Source organism: Pradoshia sp. (genome assembly GCF_051873915.1).
In the GTDB taxonomy this organism is placed as follows: Bacteria; Bacillota; Bacilli; order Bacillales; family Pradoshiaceae; genus Pradoshia.
The window spans coordinates 38,520-56,719 of the sequence record NZ_JBJEFJ010000037.1; the positions used below are offsets into that span (position 1 = coordinate 38,520).

The 18,200-nt window shown below is 43.3% G+C and carries 19 protein-coding genes; 16 read left to right on the forward strand and 3 right to left on the reverse strand.

The genetic code is table 11. From position 1 onward, the window contains the following. Window positions 1-2 precede the first annotated feature (2 nt). The 12 genes from panC (at window position 3) to ACI35L_RS04180 (ending at window position 10,989) form a co-directional block, all read left to right on the forward strand. Window positions 3-860: a pantoate--beta-alanine ligase gene (gene panC / locus ACI35L_RS04125; RefSeq protein ID WP_439802303.1), complete on the forward strand. Its 858-nt coding sequence runs from the start codon at window positions 3-5 to the stop codon at window positions 858-860. Between the two features lie 4 nt (window positions 861-864). Beyond that, window positions 865-1,248, forward strand: coding sequence for an aspartate 1-decarboxylase (gene panD / locus ACI35L_RS04130; RefSeq protein ID WP_049670586.1), 384 nt, complete (start codon window positions 865-867; stop codon window positions 1,246-1,248). 113 nt (window positions 1,249-1,361) lie between these two features. Further along, the gene (locus ACI35L_RS04135) at window positions 1,362-2,009 is read left to right on the forward strand and encodes an alpha/beta hydrolase (protein ID WP_049670587.1); all 648 of its coding nucleotides are present in this window, start codon (window positions 1,362-1,364) and stop codon (window positions 2,007-2,009) included. Next, the gene (locus ACI35L_RS04140) at window positions 2,010-2,588 is read left to right on the forward strand and encodes a GNAT family N-acetyltransferase (RefSeq protein ID WP_049670588.1); all 579 of its coding nucleotides are present in this window, start codon (window positions 2,010-2,012) and stop codon (window positions 2,586-2,588) included. 324 nt (window positions 2,589-2,912) lie between these two features. Further along, window positions 2,913-5,528 carry an exonuclease domain-containing protein gene (locus ACI35L_RS04145; RefSeq protein ID WP_049670589.1) on the forward strand — a complete coding sequence of 872 codons (2,616 nt, stop codon included), beginning with the start codon at window positions 2,913-2,915 and terminating at the stop codon, window positions 5,526-5,528. 114 nt (window positions 5,529-5,642) lie between these two features. Then, the gene (locus ACI35L_RS04150; RefSeq protein ID WP_082197068.1) at window positions 5,643-5,813 is read left to right on the forward strand and encodes a YpmA family protein; all 171 of its coding nucleotides are present in this window, start codon (window positions 5,643-5,645) and stop codon (window positions 5,811-5,813) included. Window positions 5,814-5,852: 39 nt separating this feature from the next. After that, the gene (locus tag ACI35L_RS04155; RefSeq protein WP_049670590.1) at window positions 5,853-6,329 is read left to right on the forward strand and encodes a cell wall elongation regulator TseB-like domain-containing protein; all 477 of its coding nucleotides are present in this window, start codon (window positions 5,853-5,855) and stop codon (window positions 6,327-6,329) included. A gap of 18 nt (window positions 6,330-6,347) precedes the next feature. Then, window positions 6,348-7,538, forward strand: a complete 1,191-nt coding sequence (locus tag ACI35L_RS04160; protein ID WP_049670591.1) for a pyridoxal phosphate-dependent aminotransferase — start codon at window positions 6,348-6,350, stop codon at window positions 7,536-7,538. Between the two features lie 180 nt (window positions 7,539-7,718). Then, window positions 7,719-9,011: an asparagine--tRNA ligase gene (gene asnS / locus ACI35L_RS04165; protein WP_049670592.1), complete on the forward strand. Its 1,293-nt coding sequence runs from the start codon at window positions 7,719-7,721 to the stop codon at window positions 9,009-9,011. 99 nt (window positions 9,012-9,110) lie between these two features. Then, a complete protein-coding gene (locus ACI35L_RS04170) occupies window positions 9,111-9,797 on the forward strand; it encodes a DnaD domain-containing protein (protein WP_049670594.1) in 687 nt (228 codons plus the stop codon). Window positions 9,798-9,859: 62 nt separating this feature from the next. Then, window positions 9,860-10,516: an endonuclease III gene (gene nth, locus ACI35L_RS04175; RefSeq protein WP_049670595.1), complete on the forward strand. Its 657-nt coding sequence runs from the start codon at window positions 9,860-9,862 to the stop codon at window positions 10,514-10,516. Further along, complete coding sequence (locus tag ACI35L_RS04180; protein ID WP_049670596.1) at window positions 10,513-10,989, forward strand: YpoC family protein; 477 nt, start codon at window positions 10,513-10,515, stop codon at window positions 10,987-10,989. The genes nth and ACI35L_RS04180 overlap by 4 nt, the downstream gene beginning before the upstream one ends. Before the next feature lie 97 nt (window positions 10,990-11,086). On the opposite strand, the gene ACI35L_RS04185 is transcribed toward ACI35L_RS04180, so the two are convergent. Together ACI35L_RS04185 and recU are read right to left on the reverse strand one after the other, a co-directional pair. Then, entirely contained in the window at window positions 11,087-13,843 is a 2,757-nt protein-coding gene (locus tag ACI35L_RS04185) for a transglycosylase domain-containing protein (protein WP_082197069.1), read from the reverse strand. 18 nt (window positions 13,844-13,861) lie between these two features. Continuing rightward, entirely contained in the window at window positions 13,862-14,485 is a 624-nt protein-coding gene (recU, locus tag ACI35L_RS04190) for a Holliday junction resolvase RecU (protein ID WP_049670597.1), read from the reverse strand. 590 nt (window positions 14,486-15,075) lie between these two features. Here recU and ACI35L_RS04195 point away from each other — a divergent pair. The 3 genes from ACI35L_RS04195 to ACI35L_RS04205 all read left to right on the forward strand — a co-directional run bounded on the left by ACI35L_RS04195 (window position 15,076) and on the right by ACI35L_RS04205 (window position 16,696). Then, window positions 15,076-15,354, forward strand: coding sequence for a hypothetical protein (locus tag ACI35L_RS04195; protein ID WP_049670598.1), 279 nt, complete (start codon window positions 15,076-15,078; stop codon window positions 15,352-15,354). 53 nt (window positions 15,355-15,407) lie between these two features. Next, the gene (locus ACI35L_RS04200) at window positions 15,408-15,761 is read left to right on the forward strand and encodes a YppE family protein (RefSeq protein WP_049670599.1); all 354 of its coding nucleotides are present in this window, start codon (window positions 15,408-15,410) and stop codon (window positions 15,759-15,761) included. 242 nt (window positions 15,762-16,003) lie between these two features. Further along, window positions 16,004-16,696 carry a YppG family protein gene (locus tag ACI35L_RS04205; RefSeq protein ID WP_053103731.1) on the forward strand — a complete coding sequence of 231 codons (693 nt, stop codon included), beginning with the start codon at window positions 16,004-16,006 and terminating at the stop codon, window positions 16,694-16,696. A gap of 45 nt (window positions 16,697-16,741) precedes the next feature. Here the strand turns inward: ACI35L_RS04205 and ACI35L_RS04210 are convergent, their stop codons facing one another. After that, on the reverse strand, window positions 16,742-17,191 hold the full coding sequence (locus ACI35L_RS04210) for an Hsp20/alpha crystallin family protein (protein ID WP_049670600.1): 450 nt from the start codon (window positions 17,189-17,191) through the stop codon (window positions 16,742-16,744). Between the two features lie 165 nt (window positions 17,192-17,356). Between ACI35L_RS04210 and ACI35L_RS04215 the strand changes: the two genes are divergently transcribed. Further along, a complete protein-coding gene (locus ACI35L_RS04215) occupies window positions 17,357-18,139 on the forward strand; it encodes an alpha/beta fold hydrolase (RefSeq protein WP_439802304.1) in 783 nt (260 codons plus the stop codon). Window positions 18,140-18,200 lie beyond the last annotated feature (61 nt).

The following is an 18,200-nucleotide window of genomic DNA, read 5'->3' on the forward strand; positions in this document are numbered from 1 at the left end:
TAATGAAAATCGTAAATCGGATTGATGAATTGCGCACCATGTTAACAGAGGAAAAAACAGAGGGGAAAACAGTGGGGTTCGTCCCAACAATGGGCTATCTGCACGAGGGGCATTTATCGCTTATTCATGCAGCACGCAAAGAGAATGAGGTTGTCGTCATCAGTATCTTCGTCAATCCGCTTCAATTTGGACCTGGCGAGGATTTTGACCAATATCCGCGCGATATTGAACATGATGAAGCACTGGCCCGCGAGGCCGGAGTGGATTACTTGTTCTATCCGACAGTTGCTGAAATGTATGGTGAGCGTCCAACTGTTACGGTTAAGGTGCATGAACGGACAGACTGCCTATGCGGCAAATCTCGTCCTGGCCATTTTGACGGCGTAGCAACCGTGCTGACTAAGCTCTTTAATATTGTTGCTCCAACTCGTGCTTATTTTGGCTTGAAGGATGCCCAGCAGGTTGCGGTAGTTGAAGGGTTGATTCGAGACTTTAACTTCCCGATTGAGCTTGTTGGTGTCGATATTAAGCGAGAAGAAGACGGTCTTGCTTTAAGCTCTAGGAATGTGAATCTGACACCGGAAGAACGTACGGAGGCCGTCCACATTTCGAAAAGCTTACGCTTGATCAGAGAGGCCATTGAAAACGGATCAACACCTGCAGCTGCGCTAGCAGAGGGGATAGGCTATCTGCAGGGACATATTACGGGCTCGATTGATTACTTAGAGGCTCTGTCGTATCCAGAGCTCAAATCAATCACAGATGTAAGAGAGACAATCATAGTCGCAGCAGCTGTCCAATACAGCAAGGTGCGCCTGATTGATAATGTCATCATAAAAAACGAACAACCAAGGGGGTAACGTCATGTATCGTACCATGATGAAAGGGAAGCTTCACAGAGCAACCGTAACGGAGGCTAATTTAAATTATGTAGGAAGCATCACGATTGATGAGGAATTGCTCGAAGCAGTTGATATGCTGCCAAACGAAAAGGTACAAATCGTCAATAATAATAATGGCGCGAGATTCGAAACCTACATCATTCCAGGTAAAAGAGGCAGCGGCGTAATTTGCTTAAATGGCGCTGCAGCACGACTTGTTCACGAGGGGGATAAAGTCATTATCATTTCCTACGGTTTAGTGCCAGAGGAAAAGGCTCGTACTCATCAGCCAAGAGTCGCTGTGCTGGATGAGAACAATACCATTACACAAATGATCGGCCTTGAGCCTGAAGCAACCATTCTATAAGATTGTTAGATAGGATAACACACTGCCGCTCCGCTCTATTAATGGCAGTGTGTTTTTTGTCGGTTAATTATCTGAATATTTATGCTAAAATAGCTGGAAAAGGAGGAAGAACGATGACCCATTATCACTCACACGTTGTGAAAGGCTATAAACAAATGGATATCCCGTTCACAATGGCTGGATTGACTGACAGAGCAGAACGGCTGGCGGTCCTTTTGCCTGGAGCTGGATATACAACAAAAGCGCCCCTATTTCATTATTCGTCCTCCATGTTTCTGGAAGAGGCCATGGATGTATTGGAGATTAATTACCCTTATCGTGATGACTTCTATCAAGATTTCTCATGGGAGGAGCTGACGGAGGCGATTCACTATGATGTAAACATGGTCCTTGACCATGTCTTGATGGATAAACCATACAGACAAATCATCATACTTGGCAAATCAATTGGGACGCTTTGTATGGATTCAATCCTTAGGAATGAATATGCTGAAGAAATGAAGGCCATTTGGGTAACTCCACTCTTGAAAGAGGAAGGGGTGCTGAATGCTCTCGCAGACGCTGCGTATCCCAGCCTATGTATCATTGGAGATAAGGACCCGAATTATACTCCGGAAGGATTGGAACGCATTGGCCGTAATCCGCTTGCAGCGGCAAGATTGTATCCAAATATGCATCATGGCCTTGAGCAAGAAGGACATATCCTTAATTCGATTGATCTTTTAAAGAGTATTATGAAGGACATAAAGACGTTTATCTAAATGAGGAATGATGGGAGTGAGACGAAGTTGTTCTATCAGGATGGCAGCATATCTGTCAGGGCCTTGGTGGAGCAGGACCTCGTGCTGCTGGCAAAATGGCTTTCAGACGATAAGGTACTGGAATTCTACGAAGGAAGAGATAATCGCTTTGATTATGACAAGGCAAAAATCACTTTCATGGATGCGAAGGATGAAGAGACAAAATGCATCGTGGAATATAGGAATCAGCCAATCGGCTATATTCAGTTCTATCCGGTTGATACTGTGGAACTTTTAGAATACGGCTTTGACAAAGAAACTACATATGGACTCGACCAATTCATTGGAGAGGTTGAATATTGGAATAGGGGCATTGGTGCCTCCCTTATTAAATCTATGGCCTCTTATTTGTTAAAAGAGAAAAGGGCTAAAAGAATCATCATGGACCCGCAAGCAAGGAATGAGCGGGCCATCAGATGCTATGAGAAATGCGGATTTAAGAAGGTGAAGCTGCTTTCGTCCCATGAGCTGCATGAAGGGGTCTACCAAGACTGCTGGCTGATGGAATACGTTAGCTGTAGCGAAGGAGCGGAAAAGTGAAGCAGCAAAAGAAAGCATGGCACAGCGGTGGCTATGCTTCTTTTTTTCATTCTTAGGCACTTGGAATCTGGCAGAATAGGGCTAAACAGGTAAGATGATAAATAGCAGAGTCAGCAGCTGGCTAGAGCCGCAAATGATTACTCCATTCCTTCTTATGTCTTTGATAATTAGTTTTCAATCTGCTATAAATGGAGTATCATGAATTCTAACAGAGAGGCTGGCATTCAGCCTTGCAGAAAAATGAACAAATGGCCGTGAACAGCGGCCTGTGACGGCTCCGGCTATGAACGGTGCCGATTGATATGATTTAAGCAGGTGTCAAACATGGAAAATAAATATGTAGTGGTCGATTTGGAAACAACGGGCAATAACTCGAAAGCCGGTGATCGAATTATCCAAATCGCTGCTATTGTTATCGAAAATGGGGAAATCACGTATCAATACTCATCGTACGTTAATCCAGAGAGGACGATTCCTTCTTTCATTCAGGAATTTACAGGCATCAAGGATGAAGATGTAAAATCTGCACCTACCTTTAAGGAAATTGCCCCATACATAGTAGGAATATTAGAAGAGGCTGTTTTTGTTGCTCATAATGTGCTCTTTGATTTGACGTTCCTTCAAGCAGAGCTCGAGCGGGTAGGCTATGAAATGTTTCTGGGATACACGGTAGATACCGTAGAGATGGCCAAGGTTATTTCGCCGAGGACTGATAGCTTCAAACTGGAGGATTTGAGCAAGGCATACGGCCATATACATGACTGCCCGCATCAAGCAGACAGTGATGCCTATGCCACAGCCCTGCTGTTCCTCGATTTTTATAAGGCGTTAAAGAGGCTGCCGAGACAGACGCTTAAATCTCTGTATCGGCTGTCCTATTCATTGAAGAGTGAATTAAAGGAAGTGCTGCTTGAGGTTTTGCAGGAGCAGGCACAGGTTTGCGAGCCTTGGAGACCAGATTTAGAAATATACAGAGGATTGGCATTGGTCCTTCCAAGGCAAGAGACCAACGTTTCCGCTATTCCTCAAGTGGACTCTAACATCTGCGGCTTCATACAAGATGTGTTCAAGTCCGGCGGTACCGCCTTCTTGGAGGACGGGACACGTGCGTTTTCGGACCATCTGGCAGCCTGTCATGATTTTGCTGAGAAAGAAGGAGAGCAAGTCCTTCTCACGACATATGGTGAACTGACAGAAGAAGAGCTAACAGCCTATATGCCTTTATCTGTTGAAAAATTAAAGCAGGAGACCAATTACCTCAGTCTGCCGAAATTCGAACAATCGTTAAGGCAGCGCGATCACAACTATGAGGTGGCAATGACAAAGATGCAAATCCTTGTTTGGCTGACCGAAACGGTTACAGGGGATATCAATGAGCTTAATCTTTCAAGTGCTGGCAGGGAGTATGCCAAAGAAGTGGCCCATCACCGCAGGCTTCATCCGAGATTATTGAAACCATGGACAGAGCGGGATTTCTATGGCAGACGGCTTGAGGCGGCTGCAAGGGCTAATGTGATTCTGACCACCCATGCTGATTTTGCAGAGAACCTGCTTCATGGAGGTTATTTAAATAAGCCAATTCATGTACTGATTGAAGAGGCAGATTCTTTTCCGGCTGTCCTGGCGGATAAGCTGGGAGTGGATATTAGTTATATGGATATGCGCAATATCGTCAATAAGGTTGGAAGTCTTGATAACCGTCATCTCCTTCACCAAGCTGTCTTGCTTGTTGAGGAAAAAACAGAGGTTCCGATTGACCGAAGACAGCTTGAGAAAGGGTTATGGCAGCTGTCCAATCAAATTGAACGATTTGCAGAAGAACTGATTACCTATGGTGAATTAAAGAGTGCTCTAAAAGAAGGTCAGATGACAGCGGTCAAATTACCGCGTAAAAGAAAAAATGTTTTATCTATTTATGAAGCGGCAAATGATTTGCGTCAATCGTTCATCATCCTTATGGACCTTTTTGTAGGCTGGGTTAAGGAACTGAATGAAGTTCCGGTTGAGAAATTGAAGAGAAGCCAGTTGAATATCATGGATGACCTGATGAAAATGCATGAACAGCTTGAAAGAATTTATCTGGGACTTGGACAAATGTTCCTAAAACAATCAGGAATGAATGAAACCTGGATTGAATGGAATAAGAGGGGCAGCCGTAATTCCCTTTCTGTCAAAAGCAAGCCAAGAACGATTGCCAAGTGGATGAAGGAAAATATTCTTGAGAAGAAGACGATTCTCTTTGCATCAGACGTGCTTGCTATTCGTGACTCATTCCACTATTTCGCTGCCAAGGTGGGGTGTGAAGAGCCTGTGTATAAAACCTTGATTTTGGCTCCCGATAGAGCCATAAAGCTGGTCATCATTCAAGATACGTGCATGAAGAATGAACGGGAGCTTGGTTCGTTTTTTGATTGTGCGCAGGACTTCTTAAAGGAATTGATCCACAGCAGAGAGAGAAACATGATTTTCTTCTTTAATACGCCTTCCAGTCTTAAAAAAATGTATCTCGGGTTAAAGGAAACCATTGAGGAGAATGGATACCAGGCACTTGTTCAAGGGATTACCTCGGGCTCTGGGGCTAAATTGCTGAGAGGCCATATGGGAGCAGGGCGGTCCTTGTTGTTTGTCACCTATCCGGTGTGGGAAACAATACGTCATCTTTATGATGGACAATCAATAAAGGTGATGATGGAGGCACCGGCTGTCTCTAGGCAGCTCTTTTTACGCGAGGATGCTGATAAGGGGATACAGGAAGGAATGGAAATGCTCTTGGATATGAGCTTTAATATCAGACGCCATTTAACGGCAAAGATACCTGCGGGTCAGGGGGCCGGATGGGTTCTGTATGAGGATCCGCTTTTGGCGGCAAATCGTCAATTCTTCGCTGACTCCTTATCCTATTTATCTGTATCGGCCTTTGATAAAGAGGCCTATCTATGAGACCTTTATTTTTATCGAAAAATACAGAATTTATTAAGGCTCTCCCTATTTTATTTTGGTATAATGTGAACTAGATATGATTGTATGGAACGTAACCATTTGGGAGGAATTTTAGTGGATAGTAAGGTAGAGGTTTTATCAACAGTGAAGATTGGTTATACAAATGATTTGTATAAGATTGTAGATTCACTAAATCGTACCCTCAAACAAGAAAACCTAATGTTTGGTCTATCGTTAGACCCTAAGGATCATAATACGGCTGTATTCTCCATCTATCGGACGTAAATACAGCATGCGTAAGAGATTATTTGAAAGGATGCTAACATGAAAAAAGTTATATGGAGCATAATTATTTTGCTCTTGATTGGTACTGGGTTGCTGGTGCAGGCTATCTATGCCGGCGACCATGATAAACAGAATGCGAAAGAGAAAGCCGTTAAGACAGCAACGGAAACGGCGAATTTGACCGAAACGGCTGATTTTTATTTATATAACGGAAATGAGACATGGTCTGTCGTCACCGGCGTAAATGATGAAGGGAAAAAGGTTGGTGTTTGGATTCCGGATAACAAGAAGGAAGAGAGCAAGGTCTTAGCCTTATCTGAAGGTCTTTCTGAAAAGGAAGCCATCAGTCTTGTGAAGAATAAAAAGAAGGTCAAGAAGATTATGGCGGCCAATCTTGGAATGGAAAATGGCACAGCCTTATGGGAAATCATCTATAAAAATAACAACGACCTTTACGGGTATTACTACCTGAACTTCAAAACAGGTGATTTAATACGAAATTATGATAATTTGTAGGATGGAGATGAACCGGAGATGAAATTAGCAAAAAGAGTAGCAGCATTGACACCATCATCAACACTCGCCATTACGGCTAAAGCGAAGGAGTTAAAGGCACAAGGTCTTGACGTCATCGGGCTGGGTGCAGGGGAACCGGATTTCAATACGCCCGTAAACATATTAGAGGCGGCAAAGAAATCAATGGATGAGGGACAGACGAAATACACTCCTTCTGCAGGGCTGCCAAGTCTTAGGAATTCCGTTGCCGACAAATTAAAACGAGACCAAGGGCTTGACTACAAGGCAAATGAGATTTTTATCGGATCAGGGGCTAAGCACGCTTTATATACATTATTCCAAGCCATTCTAGATGAAGGGGATGAGGTTCTGATTCCAACACCGTATTGGGTGAGTTATCCAGAACAGGTGAAATTGGCTGATGGTACCCCTGTTTACATTGAAGGCAAGGAAGAGAACGAGTTTAAGATTACTCCGGAGCAAATTAAAGCAAGCGTGAGTGATCGGACGAAGGCAATCATTCTCAATTCTCCAAGCAATCCAACCGGAATGATTTATTCGCCTGAGGAGCTGCAAGCAATCGGGGATGTATGTCTTGAGAACGATATCTTAATCGTGTCTGATGAAATCTATGAAAAGCTTGTTTATCATGGCAGCAAGCATGTCTCTATTGCTCAGCTATCTCCGGAATTGAAGAAACAGACAATCATCATAAATGGCGTCTCTAAATCACACTCGATGACGGGGTGGAGAATAGGCTATGCCGCTGGGGACGAGGCAATTATTAAGGCTATGACCAACCTTGCGAGCCATAGCACATCCAACCCGACAACAACAGCGCAATATGCGGCCATTGAAGCCTATAATGGACCTCAGGAGGCCGTTCAGGAAATGAGAAACGCCTTCGAGAAACGTTTAGAAGCTATCTATGACCGTCTCTTGGAAATCCCCGGCTTAACGTGCATCAAGCCGAAAGGGGCGTTTTACTTATTCCCGAATGTATCCAAGACAGCTCAGCTTGCGGGATACAATGATGTGGATGACTTTGCGGCAGGGCTTTTGGAGAATGCCTTGGTGGCTGTTGTACCGGGCTCCGGCTTCGGTGCACCAAAGAATATTCGCCTAAGCTATGCAACATCTGAGGCAGCTCTTTCAGAGGCTGTGAAGCGCATGAAGAAGTATGTGGAAGAACGGATGCAACAATCTTAATCAAACATGCTTTTCAAGAAGGCTGGAAACCGCGCCAATCGGTGTGTTTCTGCCTTTTTTATTGGCCAGTGCCTATTCGCTGTGACAATAAATAAATTTTGTATTTGCTTGTCTATTTTTGTACTTGTATAATGGATGAGTACATAACCTGGTTTGGTTTAAGCTTTGGAGGGAAAAAACGTGAAATGTACTATAAATGAAGTTCATAAATATGTAAATGAAGAAGTGACAATCGGCGCATGGATCGCCAATAAACGCTCTTCCGGCAAAATTGCCTTCTTGCAGCTCCGTGATGGGACAGGCTTTATTCAAGGTGTCGTGGTAAAAGCAGAGGTAGATGAAGAATTATTCACATTAGCAAAGAAAGTGACCCAAGAAACGTCTGTATGGGTGAAGGGGATTGTGCAAGTTGACGAGCGCTCCCCATTCGGCTATGAATTATTGGTTACAGGCCTTGAGGTAATTGCTGAAGCGGTAGATTATCCGATCACACCGAAACAGCATGGAACGGAATTTTTGATGGACCATCGTCATCTGTGGCTCCGTTCTAAGCGTCAGCATGCGGTTATGAAAATCCGTAACGAAATCATTCGTGCGACTTATGAATTCTTTAATCAAGAAGGCTTTGTAAAGGTTGACCCGCCTATCCTGACAGGAAGTGCTCCTGAAGGGACTTCTGAGCTGTTTGCGACGAAATACTTTGATGAAGATGCTTATCTCTCTCAAAGTGGTCAGCTGTACATGGAAGCAGCAGCAATGGCGCTTGGAAAAGTATTCTCATTCGGACCAACTTTCCGTGCTGAGAAATCTAAGACAAGACGCCACTTGATTGAATTCTGGATGATTGAACCAGAGATGGCTTTTGTCGAATTTAACGAGAATTTAGAAGTGCAGGAACAATATGTTTCCTATATCGTTCAATCTGTTCTTAAGAACTGTGAGATTGAACTTAAAACATTGGGCAGAGATACATCTAAATTAGAGAATATCAAAGCACCATTCCCGCGTATCAGCTACGATGACGCCATTAAATTCCTTCATGAGAAAGGATTTGATGATATCCAGTGGGGCGATGATTTTGGTGCTCCGCATGAAACCGCGATTGCGGAAAGCTTTGACAAGCCGGTGTTCATCACACATTATCCAACAGGCATTAAGCCATTCTACATGCAGCCGGCTCCAGACCGTGATGATGTTGTGCTTTGCGCTGACTTGATTGCTCCGGAAGGGTATGGTGAAATCATCGGCGGCTCTGAACGGATTCATGATATGGATCTATTGAAGCAGCGTCTTGATGAGCATAACTTAAGCATGGAAGCGTACCAATGGTATTATGAATTAAGACAATACGGTTCAGTACCGCATTCCGGATTCGGGCTTGGTCTTGAAAGAACCGTTGCCTGGATCAGCGGCGTCGAGCATGTAAGGGAGACAATTCCATTCCCACGCTTGCTAAACCGTCTATATCCTTAATAAAGTGAAATAAGCTTGGCAATACTTTTATTGCCAGGCTTTCTTTTTTTGTACTTCCAAACGGACCTACATGATATACTAAGACAGAGGTGTCGAATTATGACTATGAAAAATCTATCCGAATGGATGAACCAGCCGACTGTTATTATTCCTTCCTACTTGCTGAGCCATTATAAGGAAATGGGATTGACAGAACAAGAAGTAATGCTCCTCTTACAGGTGCATAATTTCAATTTGAACGGCAAGGCATTTCCGACGCCTGCCGAAATCTCCGCAGTCATGAATTTAACGGAGATGGACTGTACGGTGCTTTTGAGAAAGCTTGTACAGAATGGATTTTTGGAGATTACTGAGGATGTGAAACCCGGCTTTGAAAGCTATTCTATCAAGCCGTTAAATGAGAAGCTTGCTTATCACTTTTTAAAAGAAGCGAAGCAGGCAGATTTTGAAGAAAAGGTACAGAAGAGTGAATCCCTGTATGCGATCTTTGAAAAAGAATTTGGGCGCCCGTTATCTCCGTTTGAAGGGGAAACATTATCGATGTGGCTTGATGAGGATAAGCATGAACCAGAGCTGGTCCGAGCTGCCCTGAAAGAGGCAGTCATATCAGGCAAGCTTAATTTCCGCTATATCGACCGAATTTTGTTTGATTGGAAGAAGCACGGGGTCAAAACATTAGAACAGGCTAAAGACCACGGAGAAAGATTCAGAAGCTATCAGAAGAAGCCGTCTGTCAAAGCAGTCCCGACGGCGAAAGACTTGCCATTATATAATTGGTTAGAATAGTATATATTTATCAGACCGGAAGGGAAATCTCCGGTTTTTTTCATGGGAAAGAGGGAGAAGGTATGCTGAATAATACGCAAATTCGTTATTGTCTAGATGAAATGGGAAAGCTATTCCCTGATGCACATTGTGAATTAAATCATTCCAATCCATTCGAATTGGTCGTCGCGGTTGTCCTGTCCGCACAATGTACGGATGCATTGGTGAATAAAGTGACGAAGAACCTGTTCCAAAAGTATAAGAAGCCTGAGGACTTTCTGGCTGTTCCCCTTAGCGAGCTGGAAAATGATATTCGTTCCATTGGATTGTATCGTAATAAAGCAAAGAACATCCAAAAGCTGTCTCAAATTATTTTAGAGAAATACAATGGGGTTGTTCCTAATGACCGCGATCTGCTGACAGAGCTTCCGGGAGTAGGTAGGAAGACAGCGAATGTTGTTGTATCGGTTGCTTATGATGTACCGGCTATTGCCGTGGACACGCATGTCGAGAGGGTAAGCAAGCGCCTTGGAATCTGCAGGTGGAAGGATTCTGTACTTGAAGTGGAAAAGACACTTATGAGAAGAATTCCAAAGGATGAGTGGTCCATCACCCATCACCGCATGATATTCTTTGGCCGATACCATTGTAAGGCGCAATCGCCAAAATGTGAGGTTTGTCCACTGCTCCTTCTTTGCAGGGAAGGGAAAAAACGAATGAAAGCAGCTGGGAAGAAATGAGAAAATATGAAGTGTTACAATTTACGTATGGCCATATAAAGGCTGAATCCCTGAAAGAATGGGATCTGAGTCTAATGGAAAGCGGATTCCCGTATGATGAGCTTGAGGGCGAATATAAACCATGGCAGCATATTGCCGTTATTCAAAACGATATATGGAGTGGATGGGAAGCTGTTTCAGAAGCGGCTGAAGGGCTGTTGGCAAATCGTCAAACGAAAGAGATCAAGCCTTATATGCAAAGAGGGATTGTGCTATTCTTGTCGATTCTTTTCTGGTCGAATAAAAAGCCTGTAAACCTTGATGAACTTAACGAGGAATTGCAAGCCATGGCTCATAAACCAGTCAATGTGGATGAACGGATCAGCTATATCCTTCATAGACCTAATACCTATCCGGCCTTTATGCAGCTGAAAAGCTTAATGGAAGAACAAAAGAAAATGGTCGCAAAATTGATTGCACTAAAGAAACTATGAGCAAAAAAGGACAGGCTAGTTGAACCAGCCTGTCCTTTTTTGTGTTCGATGTATGAAAGAGAGCACCCAGATTTAGTCCGGGTGCTCTCTTTATGTGTTAGGCAATTTTAAGACGGAAATCAAACGCATCTCGGATAAAGGCCGGGATCATCGATTGTATAAGGCTTGCTGATTCATCATTTTGGCTTCTGGGTGTTGCTCCATTATCATCATCGCCTGAGCCTGAATCATTGCTGCCTCCGTTGTCATTTCCATTACCATTTCCGTTACCATTACCATTTCCGGAATCATTACCGGAGTCAGATTCATCATTTGGATTTCCTGTGTCCTCGTTTGAATCACCGGAATCGGTGTTGCCAGACTCCTCATCTTTATTCTCGTCATTTCCTTGATCTGAACCATCTTCGTTCGAATCAGGCTTCTTATCTTCGTTTTCTTCTGGCTTTTTCTCTTCGTCTGTTTCAGGGGCAGCCGGTTCTTCTTCCTCTTCCGGCTCTTCTTCAATGACCTCCTCAATCGAAACAGATACGGAGGCAGGGTCGCTTTCCTGACCATCTACCTTGGCGGTGACAGAGAATACATAGGTGTTGCCCACTTCCGGTGAATTCATGCTGAATGACGTATCAGAAGTGTTCGTTAAAGTATTGGCTGAACCGCCATTAACAGCTACTTTTACATCAAATTCAGCATCAGCAGAAGCATCATAATTCCAGCTGACATTAATCTTGTTAGCCGTCTCATCATACGATGCGGTCAAGCCGCTTGGAGCAGCCAGCTTTTCGTATTTTGTAGATGTCTTAGATGGCTCATGTCCTTTAACGAAGTATTCATAGACCTTTTGACTGTCTGGTGTATGTGCTCCTGCAATAGCTGCTGGGTTTGAGCCTTTCTCAATAGCCAGCTCTACAACGGAGCTAGGTTGTTTGAAGTCTTCAGTATCTACGCCTGAGGACATTTCTTGCATCATTGCCTTAAATATTTTCTGTGCAATTTTTGTTTCATCCTTGCCCAAGGTGTTTTCAAACTGTTTATCATATCCTGTCCATACAGACATCGTAAAGTTCGTTGTATATCCGACAAACCATGAGTCAGGTGATTTCGATTTGTCGATATTGTATTTTGCCCGGTCCTCTGCAGAGTAGTTAGTTGTACCCGTCTTTCCTGCTACTGGGAGTCCAGAGATATTTGCTAGTGTCCCCGTACCTTTCGTCATAACATCCTTAAGGATATCGGTCACCATAAAGGCTGTATAATCCTTCATGACTGCCTCTGATTCTGGTGCGGTCTCGATGACTGTATCGTTATCTCGCAGCACAATTTTCTTGATGACATGAGGCTCTGTATAAACCCCTTCATTGCCAAATGCCGCATAGGCACCTGCCATTTGAAGAGGGGAAGCTCCTTTTTCAACACCGCCGATGGCAGAAGACTCGTAAATTGGACCAAAATCAATGCCTAGCTTGTTTACAAACTCGCCTGCTTTCTTCTCACCGACTTCTTGGAGGGTCTTAACAGCTGGTACGTTTAGGGACATATAGAGTGCCTCGCGCAAGGAAACTTGACCCTTATAGGAGCTGTAGGCTGTGCCAACAGTCTGTCCGCTTGAATACTGGTATTCCTCATCAACCAGCGGATGGTAGGTTGACCATTGAAGATATTCAAAGGCTGGACCATAATCAATCAGCGGTTTGATGGTAGAACCAGGCTGCCTTGTTTTCAGGTCGGTCGCATAATTGAAGCCACGGGTTACTTCTTGGTTACGCCCGCCCCCAATCGCATAAATCTCGCCTGTTTTTGTATCCATGAAAACAGAGCCGACTTGGAACTTGTCATCAGGGTAGGCGATATAATCATCTGAATCAAGGATTTTCTCCATTAACTCCTGTGCTTTCGGGTCAATGGATGTATAGACAGATAAGCCGTCTGTGTAAATATTGTAATCACCAAGCTTTTCTACCTCTTCAATAACTTGGTCCACTATGGCATTGTATTTCGTTCCTGTTTCGTCACGGTCGCCATCAGCAACAAGACTGTCTTGGAGGCTTTCTGCTTGAGCGGCCTTCCGTTCGTCAGCTGTGATGAAGCCGGCATTTTCCATCGCTTGGAGAACGATGTTTCTGCGTTTCTCCGCTTTTTCCGGATAATCAAATGGATTGTAGTTATTCGGGCTTTGCGGCATTCCAGCAAGAGTTGCTGCCTCAGCCAATGTAAGCTCATTTAAATCCTTGCCGAAATAGAGCTTAGAGGCTGTAGAGAAGCCGTGGATACCTGAGGACATATATACTTTGTTGACATACATTTCAAAGATTTGTTCCTTACTGTACTCCTGCTCCAATTGGTAAGCAAGGTACATTTCCTGTACTTTACGCTTAATCGTTTTTTCAGATTGAAGGAAAGAGTTTTTGACAACCTGCTGGGTGATCGTACTTCCACCCTGTGAACCGAATCCGCCCGTGATATTGGCTACAATGGCCCCTCCGACACGAATTATATCAATCCCGTGGTGCTTATAGAATCGGACGTCTTCAATGGCAATTATGGCATCTTCCATTAAATCCGGGATATCTTCGTATTCTACATAATCTCTTGTTTCAGAGCCAATCTCGGTATATAGATCTCCGTTTTTATCGTAGATTTTGGAGGAGATTGGATCAATGAGGGATTCTTCATCGATTTTCGGCGCTGTGGAAATATAATAAGCGAACACACCGCCAACCGAAATCGCTGCCACGATGCAAAGCATTAACAGAATGACCGCGATTCGCTTAATGAGTCCTTTAGATTGTTTTTTCTGTTTCTTATTCCTTTGTGCGTGCTTTCTTTTTTCTTCTCTTGTTTTATATTGATCTGACATTAATGATTACCCTTCCTTTCAGGATAAATCCCATTCAAACTTCCTATTCATAATCTTAATATAATCGATCCTTGGTGCATAGCCTATTGGAATCAAATCACCAAAACGTTCGATATCTTTCTTAGGGATTGACTTCCTTCCGCCTGCAAGCATTTGTTCCCAATAGTCGATTAATGTTTCAGCAGGCAGATAGTATATTTCCTCTGTTTGACTAAAGCGGATGATGATGAATGCTATCCCGCCATGGTTAAGTACATTCTGCATATGAACGATTTGGTGCTCATGGAAGTTCTTCAATGGGAATGAAGTTTGAAGCTTGGTTTCCTTTGCCTCAAAATCGATATATCGTCCTTTGTACACACCGTTATAGTCCGTAGTGGAGGCTTGCTTGAAATAGGCCTCCTTAATGACAGCGGCACTCCTTTTTGGATAAGAGACGTTGACAATTTGTACTGGGGTAGGTTTCTTATGGACAATCGCGATATTATTCTCAATATAGTACTGGTTTGTCTCATTCAAATCTTCTTCCAGCGTCATACCTCTGTTTGAGTAGTCCAGTTTCTTCTGGGCAGGCTTTTTCACTTGATTTTGAGCATTTTCAGCTGGGATGTATTTTTTTCCATTAGGATATCTTATAGCCATAGTATCCCTCCAAGTCCTACCTAATCATAACAAAAATGTTGCGAGAATTGTAAAAAACATCATGTCTTTCGGCTGACAATATTTATCACAATTCTACTTTATTCTACCGTTTTTATCGATATTTGCTTATGACTGTCTAATATTGGGATTAGTGTTAACTTGGTAAAGAGAAGTTTATTATAATATTTCTAATTCGTCAAAGGGAGCGTACAGCTCATAAGGAATGAACATAAAAAGGAGAAGAACCAATACACCTGCTGTACTGGTTCTTCTCCTAAAAGGCTCTTTTTCAATTATGTTGATGGACGATCTGGTCCGTCAAGTTTCGGATTGCCCGTATTGTTTTTGGGAATGCTTTTCTTTTTCTCATCTTGTGCCTTTGATGTGTTTTTGTTTTTCATGTCCTGCACCTCCTGACATTTAGGTTCTCACCTCATCACGTTTTTTATGCATGCTGTCGAAGGAGGGGCATGTATTGACTTATCCTTGTTTCTTTGCCGATATGCTTCTAGTTTTGTCGGCAGTGCAGGGAATTAAAATAAGAGGGCGAAACCTTAGAGTTAAGAAGAAAGATGAAAGGGGTGCTAGTCATGAGTTCCAAAGAAAAGCTTGTATCCGTCCTAAAGGAATTGGAAGAGGAAATTGCGGCCCTGGAAGAAAAGATGATCAGCAAGACGGAGAAAAAATATGAAGAGACACTCTCTGAATTTCATTTATTCATAAAGAATCGTTCAAGAGAATTGGAGGCAAGAATGGATGTTGTGGATACAAAAATAGACCAGCACTTGAAATATGGACGCCAGCTTGAGAAGGAAGCCGTGAATCGCCATCATGGCGGCATAAAAGTGGCAACTGTCCCGGATTTCTGATAGTTTGAAGAGAGACTGGATTAAATCAGCAATAAAAAATAAGGATGGCTGGCATGACGAAGGAATTAGCACAATTAACCGAGCTGCTGCTTTCAAAAGTGGCTGAGGCAGAAGAAATTTATCGACAGGCTAGGGAAGAAGAAAAGACATTTGATTTCTACCAGGTCATTAAGCCCTATGCAGATGAAGTGAAAGAATTGGCTGACAGATGGGAGGATTTGGCTAAAGAATGGCAAAAGGCGGCAAAGCCTAAGCATATTAGCCCCCTCCAAATTCAAAATACACATAATAATTTATTGCAGGTGTCTGTGCACTGCCACATCCCTCAATCAAGCAAATCGCGGTTTATTAAACACTGCAACGCTTCAGCCTATGTTCTTGAACAGGTAAAGCAGCTGCTTTCATAAAAGGCGTCTATGAGGCTTGGATGTATAAACAATACGCACTTAGCAGCGGGTTTTTCTACGGGAAACAAAGTCAGCCGCTTATGTGCGAGGAATGTAAGTGGTCCTAAAATAAAAATGGATTAGCGAATAAAAACCTGATTTCTAAAAATGGAATCAGGTTTTTATTTAGAGTAATGAGAAATGCACTCATGCCCGTTTTCCTCATATAGTAATGATAAATAAGCAGAACGGAGGAGGATGGCATGCTTAAAGACCTTCTGAAGAAAAAACGCAGACAGGGTGCAGAACCGAATTCTATGATGAATTGGTCTCCCGGTATGCCTGGCTATGAGTATCAGGCCAACGGGGTCAATTGGCACCAAGGAGGGGGCTTTCCTCAGACGCAGCCTTTTTATCAAGGCCCCGCACAAAGCTGGCCTGGATATCTTGAACAGAGCACGGTATATCAGGTGTCCGGTCCTATAGATACGACGCTGACAAATCAGGGGTATACTGGTCCGTTAATGACACCGTACAATCTGGAACCTTATCAAATGCCTCCCGCACAGGGGGGAATGCCGAATTCTGCCCCCCTGATGCAGGGCGCTTACCAGAATCAGATGCCTAATGGTTATCCGCCTTATCCAATGGCACCAGAGATGAATCCATATCCGAAACAGCAGCCTAACCCGTTTCAAAATCCACTTTACCAGCAGGATGAGGACTTTTATCCAATACAGCCAGTGATGAATATTACACATCCTTATCCAAAGCCAAGCTTTCTGCAAAAGAACCAAGGAAATAATATTTCCTCTGTATTGAATCAGTTTAAGAACCAGGAAGGCAGCATTGATTTTAATAAAATGATGGACACAACCGGACAGATGCTGAATACAATGAACCAAGTTTCTAATCTCGTAAAGGGAGTTGGATCCATTTTTAAAGTAGGAACATGAAAAACTGCCGAACATTTGTTGTCGGCAGTTTTATTTTGATCTTTTTTAACGAATAGATATGCGCTTTTTTTTCGATTTTGGGACAGATACGGTCAAGAGTCCATTTTCGTGGGTAGCCTGAATGTTTTCTTCATCAATTGGCTCAGTGAAGCTGAAGCTCCTCGCTTTTTTTCGTCTTTCCACTGAGGAAGGTGTCCCTTTTTCATGGTTTGCTGGCCGGCGCTCCTCTGTTTCATAAGAGATGGTCAGCCGGCTGCCGGAGATGTCAATTTCAATAAATTGTTTATCCACCCCTGCTATATGGGCGTGGATGATATAGTGGGTGTCCGTTTCTTCCCATTCCATTGGGAAACTTGAGAACAGCTTTTGGTTTTGGAAGAAGCCATCCATCGATTGCAATAATCCATTGCCGGTTTTCTCTGACAATAGATTATCCATTTGGGAAATGAATTGGCGGAAAGGTTCCAATAACTCGTTCCGATTGTTATGAGCCATGTCTATTTCCTCCTCTTGATTCGAATTCTACCCATATGATATGCATCTCCCTGTTCTTGGGTTAGTGGAAGTTTACGTGGGAGAAAAGAAATATGGATATAAATCTTTCGTGATTGTCATGTACACTATAAGGAATGGATGAATATTTGAAGGGAGTTAATGAATATGGCTGAACGAGTGAAGCTTGCATATAGAGAGTCAGGAGAGGGGGAGACCATCCTGCTGATTCATGGATTTTGCGGAAACAAGGATTACTGGAAAGAGGTGGAGGCACGTCTGTCGCCAAGTCATCATGTGGTGGTACTGGATATGAGAGGGCATGGAGAAACGAAGGCTGTGGAACCAGGATATAGCATCCATGACATGGCTGAGGATGTTTTTGCCTTTATTGAGGAAAAAGGCCTGCAGAATATTTTTCTATTCGGCCATTCAATGGGCGGGTATATCACGCTTGATTTAGCCAAACATCACCCAGAGATTCTTGGCGGCTATGGGCTCATACATTCCACCGCATATCCTGACAGCGAGGAAGCAAAGAAAAACCGCTCTGCAGGTGTGTCAAAGGTCTCGCAGCAAGGAGTGGACTTATTCGTGAAAGAGCTCGTTCCAAAGCTTGTCTCTGAACGAACGAGAGAGACTGAAAAGGATGTCATAAAAAAGCTATTTGAGATTGGAATTGAAACCAATCCAAAAGGTGTCATCGGGGCTTTGATGGCGATGAGGAATCGAGAGGATTTAACCCATGTTTTGGAGAATGACCGTCTTCCCGTTCTGCTTGTAGCCGGGGGACAGGATGAAGTGATTTCCCCTGAAAAGACCTTTACGGTAAATGGAAGTCATGTGACGAAGGCATTAATTGAAGAGGCAGGTCATATGGGAATCTTTGAGACACCCGATGAGGTAAGTCGTGCCATTGCTTCTTTCGTGGACGAAAATTCAAAGAAATAAATCAATTGCCGCATCAAGGAAAAGATGCGGCTTTTTTCTTCACAAGAGAACGTTCATTCGG

What these genes read in the sequence shown, in the direction of transcription:
- ACI35L_RS04135 (WP_049670587.1), top strand. Translation starts at nt 1,362, where the DNA reads ATGACCCATTATCACTCACACGTTGTGAAAGGCTATAAACAAATGGAT.
- ACI35L_RS04155 (WP_049670590.1), top strand. Translation starts at nt 5,853, where the DNA reads ATGAAAAAAGTTATATGGAGCATAATTATTTTGCTCTTGATTGGTACT.
- ACI35L_RS04140 (WP_049670588.1), top strand. Translation starts at nt 2,010, where the DNA reads ATGAGGAATGATGGGAGTGAGACGAAGTTGTTCTATCAGGATGGCAGC.
- ACI35L_RS04170 (WP_049670594.1), top strand. Translation starts at nt 9,111, where the DNA reads ATGACTATGAAAAATCTATCCGAATGGATGAACCAGCCGACTGTTATT.
- ACI35L_RS04195 (WP_049670598.1), top strand. Translation starts at nt 15,076, where the DNA reads ATGAGTTCCAAAGAAAAGCTTGTATCCGTCCTAAAGGAATTGGAAGAG.
- ACI35L_RS04185 (WP_082197069.1), bottom strand. Translation starts at nt 13,843, where the DNA reads ATGTCAGATCAATATAAAACAAGAGAAGAAAAAAGAAAGCACGCACAA.
- ACI35L_RS04200 (WP_049670599.1), top strand. Translation starts at nt 15,408, where the DNA reads ATGACGAAGGAATTAGCACAATTAACCGAGCTGCTGCTTTCAAAAGTG.
- panD (WP_049670586.1), top strand. Translation starts at nt 865, where the DNA reads ATGTATCGTACCATGATGAAAGGGAAGCTTCACAGAGCAACCGTAACG.
- ACI35L_RS04145 (WP_049670589.1), top strand. Translation starts at nt 2,913, where the DNA reads ATGGAAAATAAATATGTAGTGGTCGATTTGGAAACAACGGGCAATAAC.
- ACI35L_RS04205 (WP_053103731.1), top strand. Translation starts at nt 16,004, where the DNA reads ATGCTTAAAGACCTTCTGAAGAAAAAACGCAGACAGGGTGCAGAACCG.
- nth (WP_049670595.1), top strand. Translation starts at nt 9,860, where the DNA reads ATGCTGAATAATACGCAAATTCGTTATTGTCTAGATGAAATGGGAAAG.
- panC (WP_439802303.1), top strand. Translation starts at nt 3, where the DNA reads ATGAAAATCGTAAATCGGATTGATGAATTGCGCACCATGTTAACAGAG.
- ACI35L_RS04180 (WP_049670596.1), top strand. Translation starts at nt 10,513, where the DNA reads ATGAGAAAATATGAAGTGTTACAATTTACGTATGGCCATATAAAGGCT.
- ACI35L_RS04215 (WP_439802304.1), top strand. Translation starts at nt 17,357, where the DNA reads ATGGCTGAACGAGTGAAGCTTGCATATAGAGAGTCAGGAGAGGGGGAG.
- recU (WP_049670597.1), bottom strand. Translation starts at nt 14,485, where the DNA reads ATGGCTATAAGATATCCTAATGGAAAAAAATACATCCCAGCTGAAAAT.
- ACI35L_RS04160 (WP_049670591.1), top strand. Translation starts at nt 6,348, where the DNA reads ATGAAATTAGCAAAAAGAGTAGCAGCATTGACACCATCATCAACACTC.
- ACI35L_RS04210 (WP_049670600.1), bottom strand. Translation starts at nt 17,191, where the DNA reads ATGGCTCATAACAATCGGAACGAGTTATTGGAACCTTTCCGCCAATTC.